This window comes from Pseudomonas sp. MPR-R2A5 (assembly GCF_058793055.1).
Genome location: NZ_JBXAFK010000002.1, coordinates 197,166 through 223,562, shown reverse-complemented (window position 1 = coordinate 223,562; position 26,397 = coordinate 197,166). Strand labels below are relative to the sequence as shown.

The following is a 26,397-nucleotide window of genomic DNA, read 5'->3' as shown; positions in this document are numbered from 1 at the left end:
CACCGCTATCGGGGGCAAGCCCCCTCCCACATTTGAAGGGTGTAAAACAGAGAGAAAACTGTCAGCCCGCTACGCGCACCACGCCCATGTCGATCCCCAGATGCACCAGTTCGGCATGGGAACTGACCTGCAACTTGCTCTTGAGCAAGGTCAAGTGGTTGGACACGGTCTTGCTGCTGATATTCAGCTGGTCGGCAATCGCCCGGGTAGGCGTGCCCTTGGCCAGCATCAGGAAAATCTCCAGCTCGCGCGGGGTCATGCCCTGCAGGCGTTGATCGCTGGGGGTGTAGGCCAGCTCGGTGGCCAGGGCCTGTTCGATATAGGCGTGGCCGTCGAGGATGCGCCGCACCGCTTCGATCAACACCTCGGGCGCCGAGCTTTTGGTCAGGTAGCCTGAGGCCCCCGCCTCCAGGGCCTGGCGCACCAGTGGTAATTCGTCGTGCATGCTGAAGAACAGCACGCGCAACTGCGGCAGGCGCTGGCGCAGGCGGCGCGTGGTTTCCAGGCCGCTGATACCGGGCAGGCCGAAATCCATGATCACCAGGTTCGGCACCGCTTCCTGCACGCGGCTGAGGGCTTCTTCACCACTGGCCGCCTCGCGCACCTCAATGGCCGGCAGCAGCGCCCGCAACAGGCTGGCATAGCCCTGGCGCACCACCGCGTGGTCATCCACCAACAGAATATTCATGAAGCCTCCAATGGCATGTTCAACGCCAGCGCCCAACCGGCGCCGGGATGGCTGAGGATTTTCAGTTCGCCGCCCAGGCAGCGCGCGCGTTCGGCCATCGAATACAGGCCGACACCCGGGCGCTGCGGCGTGTGTGCACCGCGCCCGTTGTCGCGCACCCACAGGCGCAGGCGCGAACCGCGACGGTGCAGGCGCACGCAGACATGGCTGGCGTCGGCATGCCGCACGACATTGGTCAGGGCCTCCTGGAGCAGGCGGTAGAGGTGGGTCTTGCTCGCTCCGGACAATGCCGGCAAATCGGTGCTGACCCGTAGCCGGCAATCGATGCCATGGCTGGCCTGCCACTGCGTGACCAGCATCGAAAAAGCCTCGGCCATCGGCAGGTGTTGCAGGGCCACCGGGTACAGGTCGTGGACCAGCGCGCGGAAACCTTGCTGCAAGTGGTCGCAGTGATCTTCCAGTTGCGCCACCGTGCGCGCCAGCAATGGCGGCTGGTCGGTGACCAGGCGTAACAGGCAGGCCTGGGCGCGAATGCCGGCCAGGTATTGGCCCAGGTCATCGTGCAGGGTCTGGGCCAGGTGATTGCGCTCCTGCTCCTGCACCGCCATCAGGGTCTGGGTCAGTTGGGTGTTGTCGGTGCGCGCCTGCTCCAGGGCGTGGGTCATGCGGTTGAAATGCAGCGCCAGTTGCCGCGCTTCCGGCGACCCCGCGCTGTGCAGACGGACATTGAGCTGGCCGGCGCACACCTGCTGCAGGGCCCGCAGCAACTCATCGAGCACGCCCATGCCACGGCGCACCGCCCAACGGATGGTCAACAGGCTCAAGGCCAGCGCCAACGCGCACAGGCCCAACAGTTGTTGCAGGGAGTCCCAGACTTCGTCGATTTCATCCCGTGGGTCGACCGCGATCGACACGCGCCGGCCGTCCGGCAAGTCCAGTACCTGGGGACTGCGCCGCGCCTGGGCAAACAGCAGGCGGCCGAGCCAGGCATCCAGGCCATCTGCCGCCGGTGCCTGCAAGGTTTCGCCAGGCCCCAGCCAATGCACGCGCACATGACGCAGGCTGGCGGTGAGGTGTGGCTGCAGGCTGGCGGGGTCGCGCTCGGCGGTTTCGCTGAGGTAGTGCACCACCGCTTCGGCCGATTGCAGCTCGCGCTCCACATCCGCCAAGGCCTGGTGCATCAACAGGCCAGTGCAGGCGCAGGTGACCAGGGCGAAAAAGCCGCACACCCACAGGTTGATGCGCCACAGCGCCGACATGCCTAGCGCGCCACGCTGGCGGGCACGCTCGACGCCGGGCGTGGTGCGTGCAGCTTGTCGACGCCGATCAGGCTGACGATCAGCAGGAACGGTAGGAGCAGGACCTTGAGGATGTGCATGAGCGTTCATCTCCCGAGTGAGCGCGACGCGGATGCCCCATGCTAAGACCGCGCCACGCGCGCGGGGCTACTACCTTGGTACTGCCCCAGCGGTACTTTCTGCATATTTGCAGCGCCCCCAAGGGTTCCTATGCTGGCGCTACCTGTCATGGAGTGCCTTATGCGCCTGCTCGCCCCCTACGCCGTGCTGTACCTGCTGGCGATCGCTTGCGCCGCCGGGGTGGCCAGCGCCAGCCAGGCCGCCGAGGCGCCGCTGGCGGTACAGATTGGCTACCTGGGCTACCGGCCGGATCCGGGGCCGCTGCTGTCGAATGTGATCCCCGAGCCGAGCGATGCCGGGCAACGCGGCGCCGAGCTGGCGATCATCGACAGCAACAGCACCGGCGCCTTTCTCAACCAGCGCTACAGCCTGACCAGCGCTACGGTGGACACCCCCGAGGCCCTGCTCGCCGCCGCCCAGGCCCAGCACGCCCAGGGCCTGCGCGTGTTCGTGGTCAACGCCCCCGCCGCCAGCCTGCGCCAACTCAGCGCGGCACTGCCCGACAGCCTGCTATTCAACGCAGGCAGCCCGGATGACAGCCTGCGCAGCACCGACTGCCTGGGTAACGTGCTGCACAGCCTGCCGAGCCGGGCCATGCTCGCCGATGCCCTGGCGCAGTTCATGGTGGTGCGCAAATGGCAAAAGGCGCTGCTGATCGTCGGCCCCACCGAGGATGACCAAGCCTACGCCGCCGCCCTGCGCCGCGCCGCCAAGCGTTTCGGCGTGCAACTGGTGGCGGAAAAAGCCTGGCGTTTCGATAACGACCAACGCCGCAGTGCCCAGGCGGATATGCCGCTGTTCACCCAGACCGCCGAATACGACGTGGTACTGGTGGCCGATGAGCGCGGCGACTTCGGCGAGTACGTGCCCTACCAGACCTGGTACCCGCGCCCCGTCGCCGGCACTCAGGGCCTGACGCCCACCGGCTGGCACAAAACCGTCGAGACCTACGGCGCCGCGCAATTGCAAAAACGCTTCGAGGCCCTGGCCGGGCGCTGGATGAACGACCGCGACTTCGCCGCCTGGATGGCCGTGCGCAGCGTCGCCAGTGCGGTCAACAAGTTGCGCCAGGTCGAGCCCATGGCCATCCGCCAACTGGAGATCAGCGAACAATTGCCACTGGACGGTTTCAAGGGCCGCAAGCTCAGCTACCGCCCGTGGAACGGCGAGTTGCGCCAACCGATCCCGATCGTGCAGCCCCGCGCCCTGGTCAGCACCTCGCCCCAGGACGGTTTCCTGCACCCCTTCAACGAAATGGACAGCCTGGGCTACGACAAGCCCGAGGTGACCTGCCGCTTCCCCTGATCGCTCCCCTACTCACAATAATAAGGAATCCGCCATGCGCCGCACCCTGCTCTCATGCGCCCTGCTGCTTGCCGCCGGGCACGCCATGGCCAGCACCGCCTGGGTCTCCAACGAGAAAGACAACAGCCTGAGCCTGATCGACATGCAGACCCTGCAAGTCACCGACACCCTCAAGGTCGGCCAGCGCCCAAGGGGCTTGTTGCTGTCCCACGACAACACGTTGCTGTACATCTGCGCCAGCGACTCGGACCGGGTACAGGTGATGGACGTGGCGACGCGCAAGATCATCAAGGAACTGCCCTCCGGCAAGGACCCCGAGCAGTTCGCCTTGCACCCCAATAACCGCTGGTTGTACGTGTCCAACGAAGACGATGCGCTGGTGACAGTGATCGACACCGAGACCTCCAAGGTGCTCGGCCAGATCAACGTCGGCGTGGAGCCTGAAGGCATGGCCGTGAGCCCGGACGGCAAGTGGGCGGTGAACACCAGCGAAACCACGAACATGCTGCATTGGATCGACACCAGCACCCAGACCCTGGCCGACAGCACCCTGGTGGACCAGCGCCCGCGCTTCGTCGAGTTCAACCACGATGGCTCGCAGCTGTGGGCTTCGGCGGAAATCGGCGGCACCGTGACCATCCTCGACGTGGCCAGCCGCACGATCCTCAAGACCCTGACCTTCAAGATCAAGGGCGTGCACCCGGACAAGGTGCAGCCGGTCGGGATCAAGCTCAGCGCCGACGGCAAGTACGGCTTTGTCGCCCTCGGCCCGGCCAACCATGTGGCGGTGATCGATGCCAAGACCTTCGAAATCCTCGACTACCTGCTGGTGGGCCGCCGCGTCTGGCAGATGGCATTCACCCCGGACGAAAAACAGTTGCTGGCCACCAATGGCGTGAGCGGCGATGTATCGGTGATCGATGTGGACAGCCTCAAGGTGATCAAGTCGGTCAAGGTCGGACGTTATCCGTGGGGCGTGGTGGTGACGCCATGAACGCCCTGGAGGTGCGCGACCTGAGCTTCGCCTATGGCGCACGCCAGGCCCTGCACGAGGTGAGTTTCAGCCTGGCGCCCGGAGGGTTTGCCGCGTTGCTGGGGCCCAACGGCGCGGGCAAATCCACCTTGATCGCGCTGCTCACGCGGTTGTACGACTTGCAAAGCGGCGATATCCGCGTGGGCGGCCACTCCCTGCGCGATGCGCCACGCGCAGCACTCACGCAACTGGGGGTGGTGTTCCAGCAAAGCACCTTGGACCTGGATTTGAGCGTGGAGCAGAACCTGCGCTACCACGCCGCGCTGCACGGCTTATCGCGGCGCCAGACCGACCTGCGCGTTGCCGCCGAGCTGGCGCGCCAGGCCCTGACGGAACGGCGCCGCGAAAAAGTCCGCGAACTCAACGGCGGTCACCGGCGCCGCGTCGAAATCGCCCGGGCGTTGCTGCACGAACCCCGCTTGCTGCTGTTGGATGAAGCCAGTGTCGGCCTCGACCCCGCCAGCCGCCTGGCCCTGAACCAGCACGTGCGCAGGCTGTGCCTGGAGCAAGGCATCAGCGTGCTGTGGACCACCCACCTGCTCGATGAAGTGCAGCCCGACGATGCGCTGATGATTCTGCACCAGGGCCGCTTGGTGGCCAGCGGGCAAGTCGACGCGTTGATCCAGGCCCAGGGCGGCGACCTGGGCAGCGTGTTCGCGCGCCTGACCCGCCCCGCCCCCACAGGAGCCGTGGCATGAACGCTTACTGGCAATGCTTGCGCGGCATCGTGCTGCGCGAGTGGCTGCGCTTTGTGTTGCAGCGCACCCGGTTTCTCAGCGCCCTGGTGCGCCCGCTGTTGTGGTTGCTGGTGTTTGCCGCCGGGTTCCGCGCTGCGCTGGGCATTTCGGTGATCGAACCCTACGACACTTACATCCCCTACGAGGTCTACATCATCCCGGGGCTGGCCTGCATGATCCTGCTGTTCAACGGCATGCAGGGTTCGTTGTCGATGGTTTACGACCGCGAGATGGGCAGCATGCGCGTGCTGCTGACCAGCCCGCTGCCGCGCACATTTTTGCTGTGCAGCAAGCTGCTCGCCACCGCGTTGATTTCGCTGTTGCAGGTGTACGGGTTCCTGGCGATTGCCTGGGTGTATGGCGTGCAACCGCCGGCCATGGGGCTGCTGATCGCCCTGCCCGCCTTGCTGCTGGTGGCCTTGATGCTGAGTGCCCTGGGCCTGCTGCTGTCGAATGCCATTCGTCAGTTGGAAAACTTTGCCGGGGTGATGAATTTCGTGATCTTCCCGCTGTTTTTCCTGTCATCGGCGCTGTACCCGCTGTGGAAGATGCGCGACTCCAGTGAATGGCTGTACTGGTTGTGCGCGATCAACCCGTTTACCCACGCCGTGGAGCTGGTGCGCTTTGCCCTGTATGAACGCTTCGCCGGCCTGGCCCTGGCGGTGTGCCTGGGCTTGACCGTGCTGTTCGCGGTGTTGGCGGTACTGACCTTCAACCCTCAGCATGCGGCGTTGCGCAAAAAGGGCTGAGGCTGGCAAAAACTACTACTTTAGTACTGGTTTTCCTGTCTATCGTCGCATTCCCAAGGGCTCGGGACTCACGTGTAATGGCCGCATAACGATAAGGATTGCCCCGCCATGCTGCCTGCCCGACTGCCTCTGTTGGCACTGCTGTGTCTGTTCATCGCTTACGCGCATGCCGACACCCCACTGTTTTCCGCCGACGGCTACCGCATCAGCCTGTACCGCAGCCCCACGCCCGATCACTTGCCGGGCGCCACGATCATCGACACCCCGGCCCTGCAAGCCCTGCTGGCGCAGACCCCGGCACCGGTGCTGATCGACGTGTATCGGCGCCAATGGCTGCAAGGTCGCTTCATCGAAGACCAGCCTCACGCCAACCTGCCCGGCAGCCACTGGCTGGCCAATACCGGCGATGGCGACCTCACGCCGGAATGGCAAAGCTACTTCGTGCGCCACCTGTACACCTACAGCGGCGGCGACCCGACACGACCGCTGGTCTTCTATTGCCGCTCCGATTGCTGGTTGAGTTGGAACGCGGTAAAACGTGCCGCCAACCTGGGCTATACCTCTGTGTACTGGTATCGCGATGGCCTGGATGCCTGGGAAGCGGCGAAGCTGCCGGTGTCGGTTGCGCAACCCGAGCCATTTGAATAACCACAATAAGAAAGGTGAACGGCCATGTACAAAATCCTGATTGCCGATGATCACCCACTGTTTCGCGAAGCGATCCATAACGTCATCAGCGACGGTTTCCCCGGCAGCGAAGTGATGGAGACCGCCGACCTGGACAGTGCCCTGGCGCTGACCCAGGAACACGACGACCTGGACCTGATCCTGCTCGACCTGAACATGCCCGGCATGCACGGCCTCAATGGCCTGATCAACCTGCGCAACGAGTCGCCGACCATTCCGGTGGTGATCGTGTCGGCCGAGCAGGACAAGCAGATCGTGCTGCAAGCCATCACCTACGGTGCCGTTGGTTTTATCACCAAGTCCTCGCCGCGCCAGCAGATGACCGAGGCGATCCAGCAGATTCTCAACGGCAACGTGTACCTGCCGCCGGACATCATCCGCACCCAGAAAACAGGTACCCACCGCCGCCTCAACGAAAACCCCGGCTTCGCCCCCGAACTGCTGCAGGCATTGACCCGCAAGCAGTTGCTGGTCCTGGAACGCATGACCAAGGGTGAGTCGAACAAACAGATTGCCTACACCCTGGAAATTGCCGAGACCACCGTGAAGGCCCACGTGTCGGCGATCCTGCGTAAATTGAATGTGCACAACCGGGTGCAGGCGATACTCAGTGCCGGAGATATAGATTTCGGCTCGTACCTGCGCCGCTGAGTTTCCTGACACAACACCAATCAAAGGTGGGAGGGGGCTTGCCCCCGATGGCAGTGGGTCAGTGACATAAAAGTTGACTGACACACCGCTATCGGGGGCAAGCCCCCTCCCACAGGTTGATCTGCATTTGATGGGGTTTCGGGGTTCACTTGCCGAGCAGGTGGCTCATGGCAGTCTTGAGCTTCATCGGCCGCACTGGCTTATGCATCAAGGTGTGCCCCAGTTCGCGGATCTGTAGCTTCAGCTCGTTGTTGTAGTTGGCGGTGATCATCATCGCCGGGATCGGGCTGGCGCGCCGGGCGTTGATGCGTGCCACGGCGTCGACACCGTTCTGCTCATCGTCCAGGTGGTAGTCGGCGATCAACAGGTCCGCCTCGGCATGGTAGTTGTCCACCTGGCGCGCCAGGTCCTGCTCCGACAGTGCGGTGATCACGCTGCACCCCCAGCCTTCGAGCAAGGTGCGCATGCCCGCGCAAATGGCTGCGTCGTTATCCAGCACCCACACCCGCGCGCCTTGCAGGCGTTCGAGCATCGGCTCGGTCATCGCCGGCATGGGCAATGAACGCGGAGCAGTGGCGCTTAACGGCACCTCCACCGAGAACATCGAGCCCTTGCCCGGCCATGATTTGACGGTGATGCGATGGCCGAGTATCCCGGCGATCTTCTCCACGATCGCCAGCCCCAGGCCCAACCCGCGGTCCTGATCGCGCCGCTGCACATCACCGCGCTTGAACTCCTGGAAGATCTCCTCCAGGCGCTCCTCAGCAATGCCCATGCCGCTGTCCCACACCTGGATCGACAAACGCTGGTGCTGGCGCCGGCAACCGAGCACGATGCGCCCCTGATAGGTGTAGCGAATCGCATTGCTCAGCAGGTTGCGCAGGATACGCGCAAGCAGCTGGATATCGCTGCGCACCAGCGCCGAACAGCCGATAAAGTGCAACGCCAAACCTTCGCTGCGAGCCAGTTCGGTGTATTCCACAGCCAGGTTGTCGAGCAACTCGCTCAAGGCAAACGGGGCGATATCGGCCTTGATCACCCCGGCGTCCAGCTTGGAGATATCCACCAGGGTACCCAGCAGGTTTTCCACGTCTTCCAGGGAATTGCTCACGTTGCGCACCAGGGTTTCATTGGCCTGGGGCTCGCGGCGTTCGAGCAAGGCACCGGTGAACAGCCGCGCGGCGTTCAGCGGTTGCAGCAGGTCGTGGCTGACGGCGGCGAGGAATTTGGTTTTCGACAGGTTGGCCTGTTCCGCCTCCAGCTTGGCTTCACGCAGGCGTGACTCCACCCGGCGACGCTCGTCGATCTCGCGCAGCAGTTGGTCGTTGAGCGAGGTCAGCTCCGAGGTACGCTGGGCGACGCGCTGCTCCAGATGCAGGTAAGCCTGATGCAAGGCTTCGGCGGTGCGGCGGCGTTCGGTGATGTCGCGGATCAGCACGAAAATCCCCACCACTTCGCCATTGGCCAGGCGGTTGGGCACGTAGGAGCGCAGCATGTAGCGCTCCTGGTTCTTGATATTGGTTTCGGCGAATTCGAAGGTCACGCTCTCCCCCGCCAGCGCGCGGGCGACATACGCATCCAGGCGCTGGCAGTGCTGTTCGCTGTGCACTTCGCGCAGGCTCTGCCCGAGCATCATGCCCCGTGGCCAGCAGTACCATTCTTCGTAGACTTTGTTGGTGAACTCATACACCAGGTCGGCATTCAGGTAGCCGATCAGGGCCGGCACATGGTCGGTGATCAGGCGAATCCAGCGCTCGCTTTCCTGGGCTTTTTGCGCGGCGGCCTGTTCCCGCCGCAGCGTTTCGGCGCGCAGCCGGGCGTTGATCAACAAATGGTTGCTGGCGCGCAGTTCGGCCATCGCCTGGTTGAGTGCGTCGGTGCGCTCGCGCACTTGTTCGGCCAGTACCACCGAATGCTGGAAGGTGGTGTACGGGTCATTGCCCTGGGTCACGCCGGACTCGATACGCTCGATCAACGCCGCATTGATCCGCGCCAGCTTGTGGTTGTCCTGGCGCAGTCGCGCCACCTCGGCCAACAGTTCAGTGCGATCCAGGAGCTCGACCTCGGGCAATGGCGACGCCGGTGAAGGTTTGGTTGATATGCATGCCATTGAACTGTTCTCCGTAGGTGTTGAACCCCATCACCCGATGGTCACGCAGAAAGCAGCCGATTTGTTCGAGGTTGTCGCTGTCTTCCAGCTCCAGGCGCCGCAGGAAGCAGTCGCAACCAATGGTCAGCAGCAAGTCGCCAAGACGCGATTGCAGGCCGTCGAACAGGTTTTCCAGGTTCGGCAGGATCGGCCCCGGCTTCATCACGGTGAGCACGATGCCGTTTTCCACCGCACAGTAGAAACTCAGGCTCAGGTCGTCATGCACCTGCTGGATCGCCCGCACGTAGTACTGGTCATGGATACGCACCGCCAGCGGGTGGGCAGCGAAGATACGGTGGTCAAGGTCGGCCACGGCCACGCCGATATGTCGCGCGTATTCTTCGGCGGCGGGTTCGGCGTTGAGTTCGAAGACGCGGCGCGACGGGCTGTCGGCGCCGGTCACCACCAGCTTTTCGCTGCGCGGCAGAATGTGGTGAGTGGTGAAGACCTCGAAATCCAGCCAGGTATTGACCAGCACCACCACCGCCGCACCACTGTGGAAGGCGCCGTTGAAGTACACGTGAGTGTGGGTGAGGAAGTTGTCGTCACCGGCCGAACCGCCGAAGTGCGGAATGTCGCCAAGCGCGGCACTGAGGGCGGCGAGCACCATTTCTTCACGACTGGACAAACCATCGAGCAAGGTCAGGGCGAAGGTATTGCCCTTGATCGGCGCCAGGGTGTTGCTGCGACAGCCGCCGACGAGACGTTCGACCATCTGCTGGGCGTCGATCAGGCTGAAGTGTTCCACCTGGTCGATCAATTCGGTGGCGATGGAAAAGTGCGCGTGGTTAAAGCCCATTGCCGTGACGCAATTACGGCCATAGCCTTCAGGCGTGATCTCGCCGGCACTGGTGCAGCCCACCACCCGTACGCTGCCGAAGCACTGTTGCAGGGCCTGGCCCAGGGCCTGTAGATCGTAGGAGGCTGAGCAGAAAAACAGCACGAAGCCCAGGTATGGATGCAGCAGTTGCTCGGCCAATTCCTCGGCGGCCTGCCTGGCATCGATCGCCTGGGACATGGCACTGACTACGCCTTCACTGTTGTGCATCGTTGGTTCCCCCTCTGAGGCATGAGTGTACGAAGGGCGGGGGGCGGGACCTATGCTACTTGGGTACTGGGTGGGGGGATGCGATGGGATGAAGTTTCACGGTATCGCACCGCCCCTCCAGTTGGATTGCAGTGCAGGGGTTACCAGGTGAGCACGGCTCCGACGGCGAAGGTATCGGTGTCTTCATTCTGCGCGCGGGTGTCATGCCCCTTGATCTGGAACTGGTTGTACTCGGCCACCAGCTTCAGGTTGGCATTCACGTCGTGGAACAGTGCAATACCCCGGGTCTCATAATCCGCGCCGCTGCCCACCACGCCGTTGCCGTCGTCCTGGGTCTTGCCATAGGACAACGCCAGGCGGTTCTTGCCCAGCTTGTACGAGCCCTGGAGCAGGTAGCCGTTGCTGTCGACATTACGCAGGGTCGCCTCGCCGGCATTGTTGGTGAAGAACGGGTTGATGCCCTTGGCCTGGAAGCCCGAGCCGGTCAGGGACAGGCCGCCCACTTTCGCCTGCACGCCATAGCCCAGGCCCTTGGAGGTGACGGACGCCACGGTCGAGTCGGTGTTGTCGGAGGTCTGGTAGCTGCCGTTGAGCCAGCTATAGATTTTCGCCCCGCCGAGGTCGAACTGGTAGGTGACCTCGCTCTCGGTGCGCGGGTTCTTCTGGTAGGCCTTGCCTTGGGGGCTGCTGTCGTTGGTATCCACCGGGTCGAGGATGCCCACGGCAATGCGCAGGCCATCCATCACCGGGGTGCGGTAGGTGATCTGCGAGGTGGGGAACGGGTACGGGTAACCGCTGCCGATATTGCCGAACGACACCCCGCCGCCATCCACCAGGCCGAGGCTGTCGCTGACCTGGCCGTAGCCCGCGAGCAGCTCATCGAGCAGGATATTGGAGCGCGCGAACAGGCCGAAATCCTTGCCGATCAGCACCTCGCCCCACTCGGGGTTGGCCACGGTGCCGTAGAACTGGCGCACGTCGATGGCGGTGTCGGTGCCATTGGTTTCGCTGTCGTTGATGGTCACCCAGAACGATGCGCGGGCGCCGAGCTTGAGGTCGTCAGCCTGCTTGCTCATGTTGAAGCCCAGGTAGTTGGGCAAGAAGCCCATCTTCACCCGCGCCTGGCGCCGATCGTATTGGTCACCGGCGCGGTCCACCTTGCTGTTGACGTAGAAGGCGTTGATGTAGCCATCGGTGGAAAAGGTCGTGTCGTCTTTGTCATACAGCATGATTTCCGCATCGGCGAACGGGCTGAGCCCGAGGCTGAGAATAAAAGCAGGTAACAGACGCAGGGGGAGGTTCTTATTGTTATGCATGGTGCGCTCCGCAACAGGGACGTGATGTCGGAGGCGATTATCGAAAGATGCCAGGCCCCGGCCTACGCTGCCTTGGCCGTGATTTGAGGGTGCTTTGGGCGGGCCGGGGGAGCCCGGCAAATGGGGCGTAAGACGGGCCCGGAGACAGGCCCGGCACTTAGGACGTAAGACCGGCCTTGACCAACATGCCGAGGGCCACCAGGACACACAGGCTGGCGAACCCCACTTGCAAGGTGCGCGCAGGGATATGCGCACACAGGCGCCGGCCGATGAGCATGCCGACGATGCTCGCGCCGATAAACACCCAGCCCACCGCTTCGATGCTCACCCCGGCCTGCATGGCGCCCGCCACACCGATCAACGAGATCAGGCTGATCACCATCAACGAGGTGGCGACGATGCCACGCATCTGCACATCGGTCAGTTGCTTGAACGCCGGCACGATCAGAAAGCCACCGCCGACCCCAAGCAGGCCCGACACGGCACCGGTCACCGCGCCCAACGCGGCCAAGGTCGCGCTGCATTTGACGGTCCAGGCCAGGCGCCCGGTCTGCTGGTCGAGCATGCAGTTTTTCTGGCCCCAGGACGCGGCGCCATGGTCACTCGGGCCGGTCTCGACCTTTTCGCGCTGCAGCATGCGCCAGGCCACCAGCACCATCAGCGCACTGAACAGGCCCATCAGCAGTGGCTCGGGCATTTGGTGGGCGAGAAATACGCCCAAGGGTGAAAACAGCGCACCGAGCAAGGCGATCAACAACGCGGCACGATAACGGACCAGGCCGTGGCGCAACCCATCGATCGCCCCGACCGCCGCCGCCGCGCCCACGGCAAGCAACGACACCGGCGCGGCCTGGGTCATGCTCAACCCCAGGCCCAGTACCAACGCCGGCACCCCGAGGATGCCACCACCGGCACCGGTCAAGCCCATGACCAGGCCCATCAACATCCCCAAAAGACTGGCCAGCAGCATTCAATCCACCTTGGTCAGACGGGTCTGCCACTCACGGCCCTTGAGCAGGCCAATGCCTGCCGAACCGCCGGTGACAACGATATCGCCACTGATGGTCGGTCCCCAGTGTTGGTCATTCATGGTCGATCGCCTTTCTTATCGTCATGCACACAAGGGTCGCTGCCGTATGGCCTCACGCCCAGCTTTTCATGACCGCGCCGCAGTAAAGACCGGACAAGGTCTTCATCACTTGGATCACTTCGTGGCTGGCCAGGCCGTAGAAGATGTATTTACCTTCGCGGCGGGTCGACACCAGCCCTTCGTCGCGCAGGATGCCCAACTGTTGTGACAGCGTGGGCTGGCGCACACCGGTCATGGTTTCCAGCTCGCCGACATTGCGCTCCCCCTGGGTCAACTGGCACAGGATCAACAAGCGATCCTCGTTGGCCAGGGCCTTGAGCAAGGAACACGCCTTGGACGCCGACGCGCGCAACTGGGCGACTTCGCCTTCACTCAGAGTAGATTCCATTTGCCGCGGGTCCTTTCTCTCACTTAAGCTCAAAACATTATGTGTAAATGTAAACTGATTGTAATCACTTTTTTCCTCACCGGGGACAGCCGCCATGCCAGCGTTGATTCAAGCCTTTCTGGACGAGGCATCGTCGACCTACACCTACGTCGTCTATGAAACCGATGGCAGCGCCTGCGCCATCGTCGACTCGGTGCTCAACTACGACCCGGCGTCCGGACGCACCGACACCGCCCAGGCCGATAAGGTGATTGCTTTTGTGCGCGAGCATCACCTGCAGGTGCAGTGGCTGCTGGAGACCCACGCCCATGCGGACCATCTGTCTGCCGCGCCGTACTTGCGGCGGATACTGGGCGGCAAGATCGCCATTGGCCAGTGCATCAGCAAGGTGCAGGACGTGTTCAAGAACCTGTTCAATCTGGAGCCGGAATTTCGCGTCGACGGTTCGCAGTTCGATCACCTGTTTGCGCCGGATGAGGTGTTCCATATCGGCTCTCTGAAGGCCAAGGCCCTGCACGTCCCCGGGCATACGCCAGCGGACATGGCCTACCTGATCGACGACCAGTTGATCCTGGTGGGCGACACCCTGTTCATGCCGGATGTCGGCACCGCCCGCTGTGACTTCCCCGGCGGCGATGCGCGCCAGTTGTATGCGTCGATGCGCAAACTCCTGGCCTTCCCACCCCAGACCCGGCTGTACGTGTGCCATGACTACCCACCCGAGGGCCGCGCGGCCCAATGCCTGACCACCGTGGCCGAGCAGCGCGCGGGGAATATTCATGTGCATGACGGGGTGGACGAAGCGGCGTTTGTGGCAATGCGCACCCAGCGCGATGCGGGCCTTGGGATGCCCACGCTGTTATTGCCGGCGATCCAGGTGAATGTGCGAGCGGGCAATATGCCGCCAGCGGAGGGGAATGGGGTGGTGTACCTGAAGATTCCGTTGAATCAGCTCTAAAGCCATCCTGCGTGGCGTCCATGCCGTTGCATGCTCCGGGGGTATTTCGCAGGTGTGATCAGGCTACGGCAAATTTCGACACGATCTGCTTGAGGTCCACCGCCAGCCTCGACAGCTCTTGGCTGGCGATCGAGGTCTGACCGGCCGCCGACGAACTCTGGATGGAAAGATCGCGAATACTGATCAGGTTCTGGTCCACGGACCGGGCCACGTGGGCCTGCTCCTCGGAGGCGGTCGCAATCAACAGGTTACGGTCATTGATATCCGTGATGGCCTCGGTGATCTGAGTAATGGCCAGGCCCGCTTCATGGGCGATCTTCAACGAGTCCAGCGCTTCGTTGCGGTTGAGGGCCATGGAAGACACCGCGTCACTGGAGCACGTCTGGATTTTCGCAATCATCTGCTCGATTTCCTGGGTCGAGGTTTGCGTTCTATGGGCCAGTGCCCGCACTTCGTCGGCCACCACCGCAAAGCCCCGCCCCTGCTCCCCTGCCCTGGCGGCTTCAATGGCCGCGTTCAAGGCCAGCAGGTTGGTTTGCTCGGCAATCGAGCGAATGACTTCAACCACCCGGGCGATGTCCTGTGCCTGCTTGGCCAACCCTTCGACTTCGATACCGGTCTGCTGCACCGTGGCGCTGAGTTTCTCGATCGAGGCGATGGTTTGCGTCACCCGCTCATGGCCAACTTTGGCCGAGCGCTGGGAGTCTTGCGTCGACTGGGAAGCCGAAACCGCATTGCGCGCCACTTCTTCCACCGCCGCCGTCATCTCGTTAACCGCCGTGGCCGCCTGATCCGTTTCCATGCTTTGGCGTTCAATCCCTGCACTGGACTCGCGGGTAATGGCGCTCATCTCTTCCGCAGCCGAGGCCAACTGCCCGGACGCCTCAGAAATATGCTGCAAGGTACTTTTCAGGTTCATTTGCATGGACGCGGTCGACCGTTGTAACTCGGTCAACTCGTCATTGCCGTTGACGGCGATCGCGACACGCAAATCGCCGTCGGCAATTTTGCCGGTCGACACCAACAATTCACGTACCGGCATGATAATGCTGCGGGTAAACAAACGCGCAACCACGAGGGTGAGCAGCACTGAGCCGATCATCAGTAGCCAGGTAAACAGACGCGCGGCTTGATACTCACCGGAGGCAACTTGCACCGCCTGGCTGGAGCCGCGGGCATTCAACTCGATCAGTTCGCTGATGGAGCGTTGCACTTCAAGCGCAATAGGCCCGTTGACATCACGCAAGTAAGTCGACATCTGCTCAGGGGACAGGGTGGAGACTTGCGCAAGAAACTCATCGGTTTTCTGGACGTAGTTCTTGATCCCGCTCATTGCCTGCTTGTACTTGGCTTCTTCCTCGGGGCCCGACACTAACGGTGCATAGCGCTCGGCAACTTCAAGCGCGGCGGCACGAATGCTTTTGAGTTTCTCAAGGGACGCGGGGTCCTGGTGGTCGCTTTCCATGGCAAAACGACGCAGATCAAGACGCAGCTTGTAAAACGCCGCATCTATCTCACCGCCCAGACGAATACTGGGCAGCCAGTTAGTTTCTATATCGACAGTCGACGAATAAACTTTGTCGACTTTTATCAGCGTCATGGCCCCTTGTATCAACAGTAGAAGGCACACCACACCAAAACATAGCGTGGTACGAAAGTTCAACTTCAAGGCTCTCATGGACATCGCGGCTCACCCCTTTCCTGGGCCGCGAACTTCACGGCCTTATGGGTGTTAATGTGTTGAAACGGATGTGAAAAATACGTGACTGATTAAGCAATTTTTTATTTATAGGTGGAAATAATAAAACAACTACTTTAGTTATCTAGCTAACTATCAAAGTGGTGAGTCTTATCACCTGTTGGTATCAGACCATCAAGCCATCCGGTGGCAGTGGCAACGCGGTCTTGTAACGCACCTGTTTGAGCGCAAAGCTTGAGCGAATATTCGCCACCCCCGGCACTTTGGTCAGGAAGTCCATCATGAAGCGCTCCAGTGACTGGATCGTTGGCACCAGTACGCGGATCAAATAGTCGGGGTCGCCGGCCATCAAATAGCACTCCATCACCTCGGGCCGGTCGGAAATCGCGCCTTCGAATTGCTGCAAGGCCAGTTCGTTCTGTTTCTCCAGGCTGACGTGGATAAACACGTTCACGTGCAGCCCCAGCAAATCGGCATCCAGCAGGGTGACCTGGTCACGGATCAGGCCCAGTTCCTCCATCGCCTTGACCCGGTTGAAGCACGGCGTGGGGGAGAGGTTGACCGAACGGGCGAGGTCGGCGTTGGTGATGCGCGCATTCTCCTGCAAGGCGTTGAGAATGCCGATATCGGTACGGTCCAGTTTGCGCATGAGACAAAATCACCTGTTTATTATGTTTATGCAGTTTTTTTATCCGCAAATGAGCCGGAGCGCAACGAAACAGAGATAAATATTCTTCTACGCCGAGCCTATGATTGTTGTAGGACAAGATTTCTTCTACCCGAAGACTGACTGTCAGCTAGCGCGCCCACTACAAGAAATTCACAAGATCGAGCGTAGAAAGCCATGAACCAGCCGTATGCACCACTGCGCCTGCACGTTCCCGAACCCTCGGGCCGCCCAGGCTGCAAGACCGACTTTGCCTACCTGCGCCTGACCGACGCCGGCCTGGTGCGCAAACCCGCCATCGACGTAGAACCCGCCGACACCGCCGACCTGGCCAAGGGCCTGATCCGCGTGCTCGACGACCAGGGCCAGGCCCTGGGCCCATGGGCCGAAGGGGTGCCTGTCGAGGTCCTTCGGCGCGGCATGCGCGCCATGCTCAAGACGCGGATCTTCGACAACCGCATGGTGGTCGCCCAGCGTCAGAAGAAAATGTCGTTCTACATGCAGAGCCTCGGCGAAGAAGCCATCGGCAGCGCCCAGGCCCTGGCCTTGAACATCGACGACATGTGCTTCCCCACCTACCGCCAGCAAAGCATCCTGATGGCCCGCGACGTACCGCTGGTGGACCTGATCTGCCAACTGCTGTCCAACGAGCGCGATCCGCTCAAGGGCCGCCAACTGCCGATCATGTACTCGGTCAAGGACGCAGGTTTCTTCACTATTTCCGGTAACCTCGCCACCCAATTCGTACAAGGCGTGGGCTGGGGCATGGCCTCGGCAATCAAGGGCGATACCAAGATCGCCTCCGCCTGGATCGGCGACGGCGCCACCGCCGAATCGGACTTCCACACCGCGCTCACCTTCGCCCACGTGTACCGCGCGCCGGTGATTCTCAACGTGGTCAACAACCAGTGGGCCATCTCCACGTTCCAGGCGATTGCCGGCGGTGAAGCCACCACCTTCGCCGGACGCGGCGTCGGTTGCGGCATCGCCTCCCTGCGCGTGGATGGCAACGACTTTATCGCGGTGTATGCCGCCTCCGCCTGGGCTGCCGAGCGTGCGCGCCGCAACCTCGGGCCAACCCTGATCGAATGGGTCACTTATCGCGCCGGCCCGCATTCCACGTCGGATGATCCGTCCAAGTACCGCCCTGCCGACGACTGGAGCCACTTCCCCCTGGGTGACCCGATTGCCCGCCTCAAGCAGCACCTGATCAAGATTGGCCAGTGGTCCGAAGAGGAACACGCGGCGGTCAGTGCCGAACTTGAAGCCGAGGTGATCGCCGCGCAGAAAGAAGCCGAACAGTACGGCACCCTGGCCGGTGGCCAGATTCCGAGCGCCGCGACCATGTTCGAAGACGTCTATAAAGAGATGCCGGAGCACTTGAAGCGCCAGCGTCAAGAGTTGGGGGTCTGACATGAACGATCACAACAACAGCATCGAATTGGAAACCGCCATGACCACCACCACCATGACCATGATCCAGGCCCTGCGCTCGGCCATGGATGTGATGCTTGAGCGTGACGATAACGTGGTGGTATTCGGCCAGGACGTCGGTTATTTCGGCGGCGTGTTCCGTTGCACCGAAGGCCTGCAGAGCAAATACGGCAGTTCGCGGGTGTTCGACGCACCGATCTCGGAAAGCGGCATTATCGGCGTGGCGGTGGGCATGGGTGCCTACGGCCTGCGCCCGGTGGCAGAAATCCAGTTCGCCGACTACGTCTACCCCGCCACCGACCAGATCATCTCGGAAGCCGCGCGCCTGCGTTATCGCTCGGCCGGCCAGTTCACCGCACCGCTGACCATGCGCATGCCCTGCGGCGGCGGCATCTACGGCGGCCAGACCCACAGCCAGAGCATCGAAGCGGTGTTCACCCAGGTCTGCGGCCTGCGCACGGTGATGCCGTCCAACCCGTATGACGCCAAGGGCCTGCTGATAGCCTCGATCGAAAACGATGACCCGGTGATCTTCCTGGAGCCCAAGCGCCTGTACAACGGCCCGTTCGATGGCCACCACGACCGCCCGGTCACGCCGTGGTCGAAACACCCGCAGGCACAAGTGCCGGACGGTTACTACACCGTGCCACTGGATGTGGCCGCCATCGTGCGCCCAGGCTCGGCCGTGACCGTGCTGACCTACGGCACCACCGTGTATGTGTCGCAAGTCGCCGCCGAGGAGACCGGCATCGACGCCGAGGTCATCGACCTGCGCAGCCTGTGGCCGCTGGACCTGGAAACCATCGTCAAGTCGGTGAAAAAGACCGGCCGTTGCGTGGTGGTGCATGAAGCCACCCGTACCTGCGGCTTCGGCGCCGAACTGGTGGCGCTGGTGCAGGAACATTGCTTCCACCACCTGGAAGCGCCAATCGAACGCGTCACCGGTTGGGACACCCCCTACCCACACGCGCAGGAATGGGCGTATTTCCCAGGTCCGTCCCGAGTGGGCGCGGCGTTGAAACGGGTCATGGAGGTCTGAATGGGCACGCACGTAATCAAGATGCCGGACATTGGCGAAGGCATTGCGGAAGTTGAACTGTCGGCCTGGCATGTGAAGGTCGGCGATATGGTGGTCGAAGACCAGGTGCTGGCGGATGTGATGACCGACAAGGCGATGGTGGATATTCCCTCGCCGGTCCATGGCAGGGTGATTGCCCTCGGCGGCGAGCCGGGTGAAGTCATGGCCGTGGGCAGTGTCTTGATCAGCATTGAAGTGGAAGGCGCAGGCAATACCAAGGATGCGCCGGTCACCGCGGCACCGGTGAAAGCCGCGCCGGTGGTTGAAGCCAAGGCGGCCCCGGTGGTGGAAAGCAAGCCGGCCGTGGCGCCACACGCCCCCGTGGCTCGCGATGCCAATGAAGGCCCACTGGCCTCCCCCGCCGTGCGCAAGCATGCGTTGGATGCGGGTATCCAACTGCGCCTGGTCCAGGGCACGGGCCCTGCCGGCCGGATCCTGCACGAAGACCTGGACGCCTACTTGCTGCGGGGTTCGCTGAAAACGTCCGCTGCCGCCAACCCCTACGCCGAACGCAACGACGAAGAACAGATCCCGGTGATCGGCATGCGCCGCAAGATCGCCCAGCGCATGCAGGACGCCACCCGCCGCGCCGCGCATTTCAGCTATGTGGAGGAGATCGACGTCACCGCCCTGGACGAATTGCGTGTGCACCTCAATGAGAAGCACGGTGCGACACGCGGCAAGCTGACCCTGCTGCCATTCATCGTGCGCGCCATGGTCGTGGCGTTGCGGGAGTTCCCGCAGATCAATGCGCGGTACGACGACGAAGCCCAGGTCATCACCCGCCTTGGCGCCGTCCACGTGGGCGTCGCGACGCAGAGCGATGTGGGCCTGATGGTGCCGGTGGTGCGTCACGCCGAGGCGCGCAGCCTGTGGGGCAATGCCGAGGAAATCGCGCGCCTGGCCACCGCCGCGCGCAATGGCAAGGCCAGCCGCGACGAACTGTCGGGGTCGACCATTACCCTGACCAGCCTGGGTGCCTTGGGCGGTATCGTCAGCACCCCGGTGCTGAACCTGCCGGAAGTGGCCATCGTCGGCGTCAACCGCATCGTCGAACGGCCGATGGTGATCAAGGGCCAGATCGTGATCCGCAAGATGATGAACCTCTCCAGTTCCTTCGATCACCGAGTGGTCGATGGCATGGACGCGGCACAATTCATCCAGGCCATTCGCGGCTTGCTCGAACAACCCGCCAGCCTGTTCCTGGAGTAAGGGCATGACTCAAACACTGCATACCACCCTACTGATTATCGGCGGCGGCCCCGGCGGTTATGTGGCCGCCATTCGCGCCGGCCAGTTGGGCATCCCGACCATTCTGGTCGAAGGCCAGGCATTGGGCGGTACCTGCCTGAATATCGGCTGCATTCCGTCCAAGGCCCTGATCCATGTGGCCGAACAGTTCCAGCAAACCATCCACCACAGCCAGGGTTCCCAGCTGGGCATCGAAGTGGATGTGCCGACCCTGGACATCCGCAAAAGCGTGGAATGGAAAGACGGCATTGTCGATCGCCTGACCACTGGCGTTGCCGCGCTGCTGAAGAAACACAAGGTGCAGGTGATCCACGGCTGGGCCAACGTGGTGGACGGCAAGACCGTCGACGTCGGCGACCAGCGCATCCAGTGCGAACACCTGTTGCTGGCCACCGGCTCGAAAAGCGTCAACCTGCCGATGCTGCCGATTGGCGGGCCGATCATCTCCTCCACCGAAGCCCTGGCGCCGACCCGCGTGCCCAAGCGCCTGATTGTGGTGGGCGGTGGCTATATCGGCCTGGAGCTGGGCATTGCCTACCGCAAGCTCGGCGCCGAAGTCAGCGTGGTGGAGGCGCAGGAGCGCATACTCCCCGCCTATGACGCCGAACTGACCCAGCCGGTGGTTGAGTCCCTCAAGCAGCTGGGAGTGAAGCTCTACCTCAAGCACAGCGTCACCGGCTTCGAACACAACCACCTGCAAGTGCGCGACCCGAATGGCGACACCTTGTCACTGGCGACCGACCAGGTATTGGTGGCCGTCGGTCGCAAACCCAATACCCAGGGTTGGAACCTCGAGGCGCTGGACCTGGAGATGAATGGCGCGGCGATCAGGATCAACAACCGTTGCCAGACCAGCATGCACAATGTGTGGGCGATCGGCGACCTCAGCGGCGAGCCGATGCTGGCGCACCGGGCCATGGCCCAGGGCGAGATGGTCGCGGAACTGATCAGCGGTCAACACCGCGAATTCAACCCGGCGGCGATCCCGGCGGTGTGCTTTACCGACCCGGAACTGGTGGTGGTCGGCAAGACGCCCGATGAAGCCAAGGCCGCCGGCCTGGACTGCATCGTGTCGAGTTTCCCGTTTGCCGCCAACGGCCGCGCGATGACCCTGGAGTCGAAAACCGGTTTCGTACGGGTGGTAGCGCGGCGGGACAATCATCTGATTGTCGGCTGGCAAGCGGTCGGTGCCGGCGTGTCCGAGCTGTCCACCGCGTTCGGCGTGAGCCTGGAAATGGGCGCGCGCCTGGAAGACGTGGCGGGCACTATCCATGCCCATCCGACGCTCGGTGAGGCGGTGCAGGAAGCGGCACTGCGTGCGCTCGGGCATGCCTTGCACCTTTAACCGGGCTCACAACGCCGTCTGTAGGAGCGAGCTTGCTCGCGAAAATCGTCAACGATAACGCGTGAAACCAGAATGAACGCGGCGCCCTTGAGTTTTTCGCGAGCAAGCTCGCTCCTACAAGGGACGCGGGGGATGCGAACGGACCTGCGAATGCAGTATTGTTGCGCCCATTCAGAAAAAAACCGACTTGACCAAAGATAGAGGGTGTCATGGGTAACGAAAGCATCAATTGGGACAAGCTGGGTTTTGACTACATCAAGACCGACAAGCGGTTTCTCCAGGTCTGGAAAAACGGCGAATGGCAAGCCGGCACCCTGACCGACGACAACGTGCTGCACATCAGCGAGGGCTCCACGGCCCTGCACTACGGTCAGCAGTGCTTCGAAGGCCTCAAGGCCTACCGCTGCAAGGACGGCTCGATCAACCTGTTCCGTCCGGACCAGAACGCCGCGCGCATGCAGCGCAGTTGCGCGCGCCTGCTGATGCCGCACGTCCCGACCGACGCATTCATCGACGCGTGCAAACAAGTGGTCAAGGCCAACGAGCGGTTCATCCCGCCGTACGGCAGCGGCGGCGCGCTGTACCTGCGCCCGTTCGTGATCGGTACCGGTGACAACATCGGCGTGCGTACCGCGCCGGAGTTCATCTTCTCGGTGTTCTGCATCCCGGTCGGCGCCTACTTCAAGGGCGGCCTGGTGCCGCACAACTTCCAGATCTCCACCTTCGACCGCGCCGCGCCACAGGGCACCGGTGCCGCCAAGGTCGGTGGCAACTACGCCGCCAGCCTGATGCCGGGCTCGGAAGCGAAGAAATCCGGTTTTGCCGACGCGATCTACCTGGACCCGATGACCCACTCGAAAATCGAGGAAGTCGGCTCGGCCAACTTCTTCGGGATCACCCACGACAACAAGTTCATCACACCGAAGTCACCTTCGGTGCTGCCAGGCATCACCCGCCTGTCGCTGATCGAACTGGCCAAGACCCGCCTGGGCCTGGAAGTGATCGAGGGCGAAGTGTTCATCGACAAACTGTCGGACTTCAAGGAAGCCGGCGCCTGCGGGACTGCCGCCGTGATCTCGCCGATCGGCGGTATCCAGTACAACGGCAAGCTGCACGTGTTCTACAGCGAGACCGAAGTCGGCCCGATCACCCAGAAGCTCTACAAAGAGCTGACCGGTGTGCAGACCGGTGACGTCGAAGCGCCAGAGGGTTGGATCGTAAAAGTCTAAGCCAGCAACACTGCAAAACCTTGTGGGAGGGGCGGTGCGACGATTCGACTTGCCCCCGATGGCAGTGGGTCAGTCAATGAATCTGTTGACTGATACTCCGCCATCGGGGGCAAGCCCCCTCCCACATTTGATTTGCAGTGTTCTCAAGATTGAGTCGGGATATTCTCGACAATCTTCTTGCCCATGCTGATCCTCGGCTCCACCCCATACCCCAGCGCCTCGTAAAACCCCGCCACCGCATCATTGCCACTGGTGATCTGCAGGTTGATCTTCATGCAGCCCAGGGCCGTCAGTGCCTGTTCCGCATGCCGCACCAGCGAGGAACCCAGGCCATGACGCCGATAGTCGGCGTGCACGGCCACCGAGTACAGCCAGCCGCGATGGCCGTCGTAGCCGGCAAGAATCGTCCCGATCACGGTTTTTTTGTCCGTCGCCACGAAAAACAGCCCGTCATTGACCGCCAGTTTCTTATCGATCGCCAAGGTCGGCAGGTTATGCGCCGTGTCATAACCAAACGCCTCCTGCCATAACGCCACCACCTGCGCCCGATGCTGGCGGTCGCGATACGGCCCGATGGGATGGCGCGACAACAGCGCCTTTTCCATCACCAACGTGCGCTCATTGCCGTGGTAGACATCGCGTACCGTGTGAAAGCCCAGCTTGGTGTAGAACGGCTCGGCGGTCAGCGAGGACGGCACACTCAGCGTCGTCACCCCCGCGTCCCGCGCGCGCAGTTCGATTTCAATCATCAGCAGCCGACCAATGCCCTGCCCGTGCAGCGCCGGGTTGACGAACACCGAGCGCACCACATTTCCATCCAAGGCCGCCGTGGCGACGATCACCGAGTCCTGCACCGCCACCAGCACCACACGGCGCTTGAGCAGGTCCAGCACCGCGTCCGGCGTGAAGTTGCTGGCCACCCGCGCAATCACCTCCGCCGGATAATCCCGCGCATTGCTGCTGTGCAAAGCCGCGAGGATGACCTGGCTGATCCCTTCGGCATCGGCGGATTGGGCGAGACGAACGACGGTAGACATGGTTCCTCCTGGCTGACGGCGCTATAACAGTCGCCACTGTACCAATGTGGGAGGGGCCTTGCCCCTGATAGCGGTGTGCCAGTCAGATAACCTGTAACCGAAAGATTGCTATCGGGGGCCAGTCGAATCGTCGCACCGCCCACTCCCACATTTTGACCGCATTCCACCCCCGGCAGCCGATTCGGCTGCCCTACCCCCCTTTTCAGCTTTCCCGGCTGAGCCGCCCCGTTGTTTCAGCCGGGATTCATACCGCACAAGCCACAAAATAGCCCCACAGCTCACCCCATGGATTCGTGCACCCATGCAAACCACCAACACCGTCCTGATGATTCGCCCGGCGCGCTTTGCCTTCAACCCGGACACCGCGATCAACAACCGCTTCCAACGTGCGCCCCTCGACCCGCTCGGTGCACAGCAGAAAGCGCTGGAAGAGTTCGACGGCTACGTCGACACCCTGCGCCAGCACGGCGTGGAAGTACTGGTGGTGCAGGACACCCCGGCGCCTCACACCCCGGACTCGATCTTTCCCAATAACTGGTGGAGCAGCCACGCCGATGGCAGCCTGGTGCTGTACCCGATGGAAGGCCAGAACCGCCGACTGGAGCGCAACAAGGGTGTGCTGCAAGTGCTGGAGCAGCGCTTTGCGATCAAGGACACCATCGACCTCAGCCACCTCGAACAACAAAACATCTTCCTCGAAGGCACCGGCAGCATGGTGCTCGACCGTCAGCACCGTATCAGCTACGCCTGCCATTCCGGGCGCACCCACCACGCCGCCCTGCGCCAGTTCGCCGAACGTCTCGACTACCAACTCTGCGTGTTCCACGCCGTCGACCGGCACCATGCGCCGATCTACCACAGCAACGTGATGATGAGTGTCGGCCGCGACCTCGCGGTGGTGTGCCTGCAAGCGCTGCCCGATGCCAACGAACGCCAGGCCCTGGAGCGCTCGCTGCGCGACACCGGCAAAGACATCCTCGGCCTCGACTTCGACCAGCTCGAAGCCTTCGCCGGCAACATGCTCGAAGTCCACGACCGCGACGGCCAGCCGCTGCTGGTGATGTCTGCCAGTGCCTGGAGCGCGCTGCAACCGGCCCAGCGCCAGCATGTGGAGCGCCACACACGGCCGGTGGTGGTGAACATCGACAACATCGAACGCATCGGCGGCGGCAGTGCCCGCTGCATGCTGGCAGAAGTGCATCTGCCCGCCCGTCCCTCATTTCAATAAGGAGTCTTGCCATGACCCGTTATATCGACGTCAACGACCTCAGCTACCTGGTTTCGCAAAAAGGCCTGCAAACCTGCATCACCGAGATGGCCGAGTACATCCGCGCCGACTACCTGCGCTGGCAGGACTTCGAGAAATGCGCACGCCTGGCCAACCACTCGCCGGATGGCGTGATCGAGTTGATGCCGGTGTCCGACGCCTCGCTGTACGCCTTCAAATACGTCAACGGCCACCCGAAAAACACCCTGGCCGGCATGCTTACCGTGATGGCCTTTGGAGCCCTGGGCGACGTGGACACCGGTAAACCGGTGCTGCTGGCGGAGATGACCCTGACCACCGCGATTCGTACCGCCGCCACCTCAGCCCTGGTGGCCCGCTACCTGGCCCGCGACAACAGCCGCAGCATGGCGTTGATCGGCAACGGCTCCCAGAGCGAATTCCAGGCACTGGCCTTCCACGCGATGCTCGGCATCAACGAGATCCGCCTGTTCGACATCGACGCCAGGGCCACCGCCAAGCTGGCCACCAACCTCAAGGCATTCCCGGCAATCAAGGTGATCCTGGCCGGCAGCGTGGCCGAGGCCGTCAAAGGTGCGGATATCGTCACCACCGTCACCGCCGACAAAGCCTACGCCACCATCCTCACCGACGAGATGATCGAACCCGGCATGCACCTTAATGCCGTGGGCGGCGACTGCCCAGGCAAGACTGAGCTGGACCGACGCATCGTCGAGCGCGCCCGGGTGATCGTCGAATACGAACCGCAAAGCCGCATCGAAGGTGAAATCCAGCACATGCCGGAAGACTCGCCGGTGACCGAGTTGTGGCAGGTGATCAACGGCCAGCAGCCCGGCCGTGAAAATGCGCGCCAGGTCACCCTGTTCGACTCGGTGGGGTTTGCCATCGAAGACTACTCCGCCCTGCGCTACGTGCTCGACGTCGCCAAGGCGCTGGATGTCGGCAGCGAGCTGGAACTGGTACCCGACCTGGCCGACCCGAAAGACCTGTTCGCGCGCCTGGCCCAACAACCTCGTGCACAGCACAAAAAGCGCGCCTGAGACCGCTCTGGCCTGCCGCTTTGCGCCCAGGGCAGGCCGGATTTCCAGGACTGAAAAGCCGATTCATAGGGTGCTACAGCCGATTCCGCTGCATTGCTTGTTTTAACAGCGCAATTTGCGCTTTGAGCTGGGGGTAAACGACACAAAAAACGCA

At 62.5% G+C, this 26,397-nt stretch carries 24 protein-coding genes; 14 read left to right on the top strand and 10 right to left on the bottom strand.

What is annotated here, in order from left to right; genetic code table 11:
* Nucleotides 1-61 precede the first annotated feature (61 nt).
* Together AC1Q6I_RS02440 and AC1Q6I_RS02435 are read right to left on the bottom strand one after the other, a co-directional pair.
* Nucleotides 62-688, bottom strand: a complete 627-nt coding sequence (locus AC1Q6I_RS02440; RefSeq protein WP_024076319.1) for a response regulator transcription factor — start codon at nt 686-688, stop codon at nt 62-64.
* Nucleotides 685-1,947: a sensor histidine kinase gene (locus AC1Q6I_RS02435; RefSeq protein WP_102624303.1), complete on the bottom strand. Its 1,263-nt coding sequence runs from the start codon at nt 1,945-1,947 to the stop codon at nt 685-687. Before AC1Q6I_RS02435 ends, AC1Q6I_RS02440 begins: the two co-directional genes overlap by 4 nt.
* Before the next feature lie 279 nt (nt 1,948-2,226).
* Between AC1Q6I_RS02435 and AC1Q6I_RS02430 the strand changes: the two genes are divergently transcribed.
* From AC1Q6I_RS02430 to AC1Q6I_RS02405, 6 genes are all read left to right on the top strand, one after another.
* The gene (locus AC1Q6I_RS02430; protein ID WP_024076322.1) at nt 2,227-3,411 is read left to right on the top strand and encodes an ABC transporter substrate-binding protein; all 1,185 of its coding nucleotides are present in this window, start codon (nt 2,227-2,229) and stop codon (nt 3,409-3,411) included.
* A gap of 34 nt (nt 3,412-3,445) precedes the next feature.
* Nucleotides 3,446-4,405, top strand: coding sequence for a YVTN family beta-propeller repeat protein (locus tag AC1Q6I_RS02425; RefSeq protein WP_024076323.1), 960 nt, complete (start codon nt 3,446-3,448; stop codon nt 4,403-4,405).
* Nucleotides 4,402-5,142, top strand: coding sequence for an ABC transporter ATP-binding protein (locus tag AC1Q6I_RS02420; RefSeq protein ID WP_024076324.1), 741 nt, complete (start codon nt 4,402-4,404; stop codon nt 5,140-5,142). The genes AC1Q6I_RS02425 and AC1Q6I_RS02420 overlap by 4 nt, the downstream gene beginning before the upstream one ends.
* The gene (locus tag AC1Q6I_RS02415) at nt 5,139-5,930 is read left to right on the top strand and encodes an ABC transporter permease (protein ID WP_021492851.1); all 792 of its coding nucleotides are present in this window, start codon (nt 5,139-5,141) and stop codon (nt 5,928-5,930) included. Before AC1Q6I_RS02420 ends, AC1Q6I_RS02415 begins: the two co-directional genes overlap by 4 nt.
* Nucleotides 5,931-6,038: 108 nt before the next feature.
* On the top strand, nt 6,039-6,578 hold the full coding sequence (locus AC1Q6I_RS02410; RefSeq protein WP_024076325.1) for a PQQ-dependent catabolism-associated CXXCW motif protein: 540 nt from the start codon (nt 6,039-6,041) through the stop codon (nt 6,576-6,578).
* 24 nt (nt 6,579-6,602) lie between these two features.
* Nucleotides 6,603-7,268, top strand: a complete 666-nt coding sequence (locus AC1Q6I_RS02405) for a response regulator transcription factor (RefSeq protein ID WP_024076326.1) — start codon at nt 6,603-6,605, stop codon at nt 7,266-7,268.
* A gap of 145 nt (nt 7,269-7,413) precedes the next feature.
* Here the strand turns inward: AC1Q6I_RS02405 and AC1Q6I_RS02400 are convergent, their stop codons facing one another.
* The 5 genes from AC1Q6I_RS02400 to AC1Q6I_RS02380 form a co-directional block, all read right to left on the bottom strand.
* Complete coding sequence (locus AC1Q6I_RS02400; protein ID WP_024076327.1) at nt 7,414-9,378, bottom strand: PAS domain-containing hybrid sensor histidine kinase/response regulator; 1,965 nt, start codon at nt 9,376-9,378, stop codon at nt 7,414-7,416.
* A complete protein-coding gene (gene nosP, locus AC1Q6I_RS02395; protein WP_069076574.1) occupies nt 9,308-10,465 on the bottom strand; it encodes a nitric oxide-sensing protein NosP in 1,158 nt (385 codons plus the stop codon). The genes AC1Q6I_RS02400 and nosP overlap by 71 nt, the downstream gene beginning before the upstream one ends.
* 140 nt (nt 10,466-10,605) lie before the next feature.
* Nucleotides 10,606-11,781 carry a porin gene (locus AC1Q6I_RS02390; protein WP_102625599.1) on the bottom strand — a complete coding sequence of 392 codons (1,176 nt, stop codon included), beginning with the start codon at nt 11,779-11,781 and terminating at the stop codon, nt 10,606-10,608.
* 157 nt (nt 11,782-11,938) lie between these two features.
* The gene (locus AC1Q6I_RS02385; protein WP_102625600.1) at nt 11,939-12,751 is read right to left on the bottom strand and encodes a sulfite exporter TauE/SafE family protein; all 813 of its coding nucleotides are present in this window, start codon (nt 12,749-12,751) and stop codon (nt 11,939-11,941) included.
* Between the two features lie 172 nt (nt 12,752-12,923).
* Entirely contained in the window at nt 12,924-13,259 is a 336-nt protein-coding gene (locus tag AC1Q6I_RS02380; RefSeq protein WP_024076332.1) for an ArsR/SmtB family transcription factor, read from the bottom strand.
* A gap of 94 nt (nt 13,260-13,353) precedes the next feature.
* On the opposite strand from AC1Q6I_RS02380, the gene AC1Q6I_RS02375 reads away from it, so the two are divergent.
* Nucleotides 13,354-14,217 carry an MBL fold metallo-hydrolase gene (locus tag AC1Q6I_RS02375; RefSeq protein WP_102625601.1) on the top strand — a complete coding sequence of 288 codons (864 nt, stop codon included), beginning with the start codon at nt 13,354-13,356 and terminating at the stop codon, nt 14,215-14,217.
* A gap of 58 nt (nt 14,218-14,275) precedes the next feature.
* On the opposite strand, the gene AC1Q6I_RS02370 is transcribed toward AC1Q6I_RS02375, so the two are convergent.
* Nucleotides 14,276-15,895 (bottom strand): methyl-accepting chemotaxis protein, encoded by a 1,620-nt coding sequence (locus tag AC1Q6I_RS02370; protein WP_371858352.1) that lies wholly within the window; start codon nt 15,893-15,895, stop codon nt 14,276-14,278.
* Nucleotides 15,896-16,082: 187 nt separating this feature from the next.
* The gene (locus tag AC1Q6I_RS02365) at nt 16,083-16,565 is read right to left on the bottom strand and encodes an Lrp/AsnC family transcriptional regulator (protein WP_017847498.1); all 483 of its coding nucleotides are present in this window, start codon (nt 16,563-16,565) and stop codon (nt 16,083-16,085) included.
* 195 nt (nt 16,566-16,760) lie between these two features.
* Here AC1Q6I_RS02365 and AC1Q6I_RS02360 point away from each other — a divergent pair, with 195 nt between their 5' ends.
* From AC1Q6I_RS02360 to AC1Q6I_RS02340, 5 genes are all read left to right on the top strand, one after another.
* Nucleotides 16,761-17,996, top strand: a complete 1,236-nt coding sequence (locus tag AC1Q6I_RS02360) for a 3-methyl-2-oxobutanoate dehydrogenase (2-methylpropanoyl-transferring) subunit alpha (RefSeq protein WP_024076335.1) — start codon at nt 16,761-16,763, stop codon at nt 17,994-17,996.
* 1 nt (nt 17,997) lies between these two features.
* Complete coding sequence (locus AC1Q6I_RS02355) at nt 17,998-19,056, top strand: alpha-ketoacid dehydrogenase subunit beta (protein WP_024076336.1); 1,059 nt, start codon at nt 17,998-18,000, stop codon at nt 19,054-19,056.
* Entirely contained in the window at nt 19,057-20,307 is a 1,251-nt protein-coding gene (locus AC1Q6I_RS02350; RefSeq protein WP_102625603.1) for a dihydrolipoamide acetyltransferase family protein, read from the top strand.
* Between the two features lie 4 nt (nt 20,308-20,311).
* Nucleotides 20,312-21,691, top strand: coding sequence for a dihydrolipoyl dehydrogenase (lpdA, locus tag AC1Q6I_RS02345; RefSeq protein ID WP_102625604.1), 1,380 nt, complete (start codon nt 20,312-20,314; stop codon nt 21,689-21,691).
* Between the two features lie 209 nt (nt 21,692-21,900).
* Nucleotides 21,901-22,920: a branched-chain amino acid aminotransferase gene (locus tag AC1Q6I_RS02340; RefSeq protein ID WP_024076339.1), complete on the top strand. Its 1,020-nt coding sequence runs from the start codon at nt 21,901-21,903 to the stop codon at nt 22,918-22,920.
* A 143-nt stretch (nt 22,921-23,063) separates the two neighbouring features.
* Here AC1Q6I_RS02340 and AC1Q6I_RS02335 read toward each other — a convergent pair whose 3' ends face one another.
* Nucleotides 23,064-23,957, bottom strand: coding sequence for a GNAT family acetyltransferase (locus AC1Q6I_RS02335; RefSeq protein WP_102625605.1), 894 nt, complete (start codon nt 23,955-23,957; stop codon nt 23,064-23,066).
* A 301-nt stretch (nt 23,958-24,258) separates the two neighbouring features.
* Here AC1Q6I_RS02335 and ctlX point away from each other — a divergent pair, with 301 nt between their 5' ends.
* Both ctlX and ocd read left to right on the top strand, forming a co-directional pair.
* Nucleotides 24,259-25,185 carry a citrulline utilization hydrolase CtlX gene (gene ctlX, locus AC1Q6I_RS02330; RefSeq protein ID WP_024076341.1) on the top strand — a complete coding sequence of 309 codons (927 nt, stop codon included), beginning with the start codon at nt 24,259-24,261 and terminating at the stop codon, nt 25,183-25,185.
* An 11-nt stretch (nt 25,186-25,196) separates the two neighbouring features.
* Nucleotides 25,197-26,243 (top strand): ornithine cyclodeaminase, encoded by a 1,047-nt coding sequence (gene ocd, locus AC1Q6I_RS02325; RefSeq protein ID WP_069076569.1) that lies wholly within the window; start codon nt 25,197-25,199, stop codon nt 26,241-26,243.
* Nucleotides 26,244-26,397 lie beyond the last annotated feature (154 nt).

Coding starts and splice junctions, on each gene's coding strand:
- AC1Q6I_RS02440 (WP_024076319.1), bottom strand. CDS start 688: ATGAATATTCTGTTGGTGGATGACCACGCGGTGGTGCGCCAGGGCTAT.
- AC1Q6I_RS02435 (WP_102624303.1), bottom strand. CDS start 1,947: ATGTCGGCGCTGTGGCGCATCAACCTGTGGGTGTGCGGCTTTTTCGCC.
- AC1Q6I_RS02430 (WP_024076322.1), top strand. CDS start 2,227: ATGCGCCTGCTCGCCCCCTACGCCGTGCTGTACCTGCTGGCGATCGCT.
- AC1Q6I_RS02425 (WP_024076323.1), top strand. CDS start 3,446: ATGCGCCGCACCCTGCTCTCATGCGCCCTGCTGCTTGCCGCCGGGCAC.
- AC1Q6I_RS02420 (WP_024076324.1), top strand. CDS start 4,402: ATGAACGCCCTGGAGGTGCGCGACCTGAGCTTCGCCTATGGCGCACGC.
- AC1Q6I_RS02415 (WP_021492851.1), top strand. CDS start 5,139: ATGAACGCTTACTGGCAATGCTTGCGCGGCATCGTGCTGCGCGAGTGG.
- AC1Q6I_RS02410 (WP_024076325.1), top strand. CDS start 6,039: ATGCTGCCTGCCCGACTGCCTCTGTTGGCACTGCTGTGTCTGTTCATC.
- AC1Q6I_RS02405 (WP_024076326.1), top strand. CDS start 6,603: ATGTACAAAATCCTGATTGCCGATGATCACCCACTGTTTCGCGAAGCG.
- AC1Q6I_RS02400 (WP_024076327.1), bottom strand. CDS start 9,378: ATGGCATGCATATCAACCAAACCTTCACCGGCGTCGCCATTGCCCGAG.
- nosP (WP_069076574.1), bottom strand. CDS start 10,465: ATGCACAACAGTGAAGGCGTAGTCAGTGCCATGTCCCAGGCGATCGAT.
- AC1Q6I_RS02390 (WP_102625599.1), bottom strand. CDS start 11,781: ATGCATAACAATAAGAACCTCCCCCTGCGTCTGTTACCTGCTTTTATT.
- AC1Q6I_RS02385 (WP_102625600.1), bottom strand. CDS start 12,751: ATGCTGCTGGCCAGTCTTTTGGGGATGTTGATGGGCCTGGTCATGGGC.
- AC1Q6I_RS02380 (WP_024076332.1), bottom strand. CDS start 13,259: ATGGAATCTACTCTGAGTGAAGGCGAAGTCGCCCAGTTGCGCGCGTCG.
- AC1Q6I_RS02375 (WP_102625601.1), top strand. CDS start 13,354: ATGCCAGCGTTGATTCAAGCCTTTCTGGACGAGGCATCGTCGACCTAC.
- AC1Q6I_RS02370 (WP_371858352.1), bottom strand. CDS start 15,895: ATGAGAGCCTTGAAGTTGAACTTTCGTACCACGCTATGTTTTGGTGTG.
- AC1Q6I_RS02365 (WP_017847498.1), bottom strand. CDS start 16,565: ATGCGCAAACTGGACCGTACCGATATCGGCATTCTCAACGCCTTGCAG.
- AC1Q6I_RS02360 (WP_024076335.1), top strand. CDS start 16,761: ATGAACCAGCCGTATGCACCACTGCGCCTGCACGTTCCCGAACCCTCG.
- AC1Q6I_RS02355 (WP_024076336.1), top strand. CDS start 17,998: ATGAACGATCACAACAACAGCATCGAATTGGAAACCGCCATGACCACC.
- AC1Q6I_RS02350 (WP_102625603.1), top strand. CDS start 19,057: ATGGGCACGCACGTAATCAAGATGCCGGACATTGGCGAAGGCATTGCG.
- lpdA (WP_102625604.1), top strand. CDS start 20,312: ATGACTCAAACACTGCATACCACCCTACTGATTATCGGCGGCGGCCCC.
- AC1Q6I_RS02340 (WP_024076339.1), top strand. CDS start 21,901: ATGGGTAACGAAAGCATCAATTGGGACAAGCTGGGTTTTGACTACATC.
- AC1Q6I_RS02335 (WP_102625605.1), bottom strand. CDS start 23,957: ATGTCTACCGTCGTTCGTCTCGCCCAATCCGCCGATGCCGAAGGGATC.
- ctlX (WP_024076341.1), top strand. CDS start 24,259: ATGCAAACCACCAACACCGTCCTGATGATTCGCCCGGCGCGCTTTGCC.
- ocd (WP_069076569.1), top strand. CDS start 25,197: ATGACCCGTTATATCGACGTCAACGACCTCAGCTACCTGGTTTCGCAA.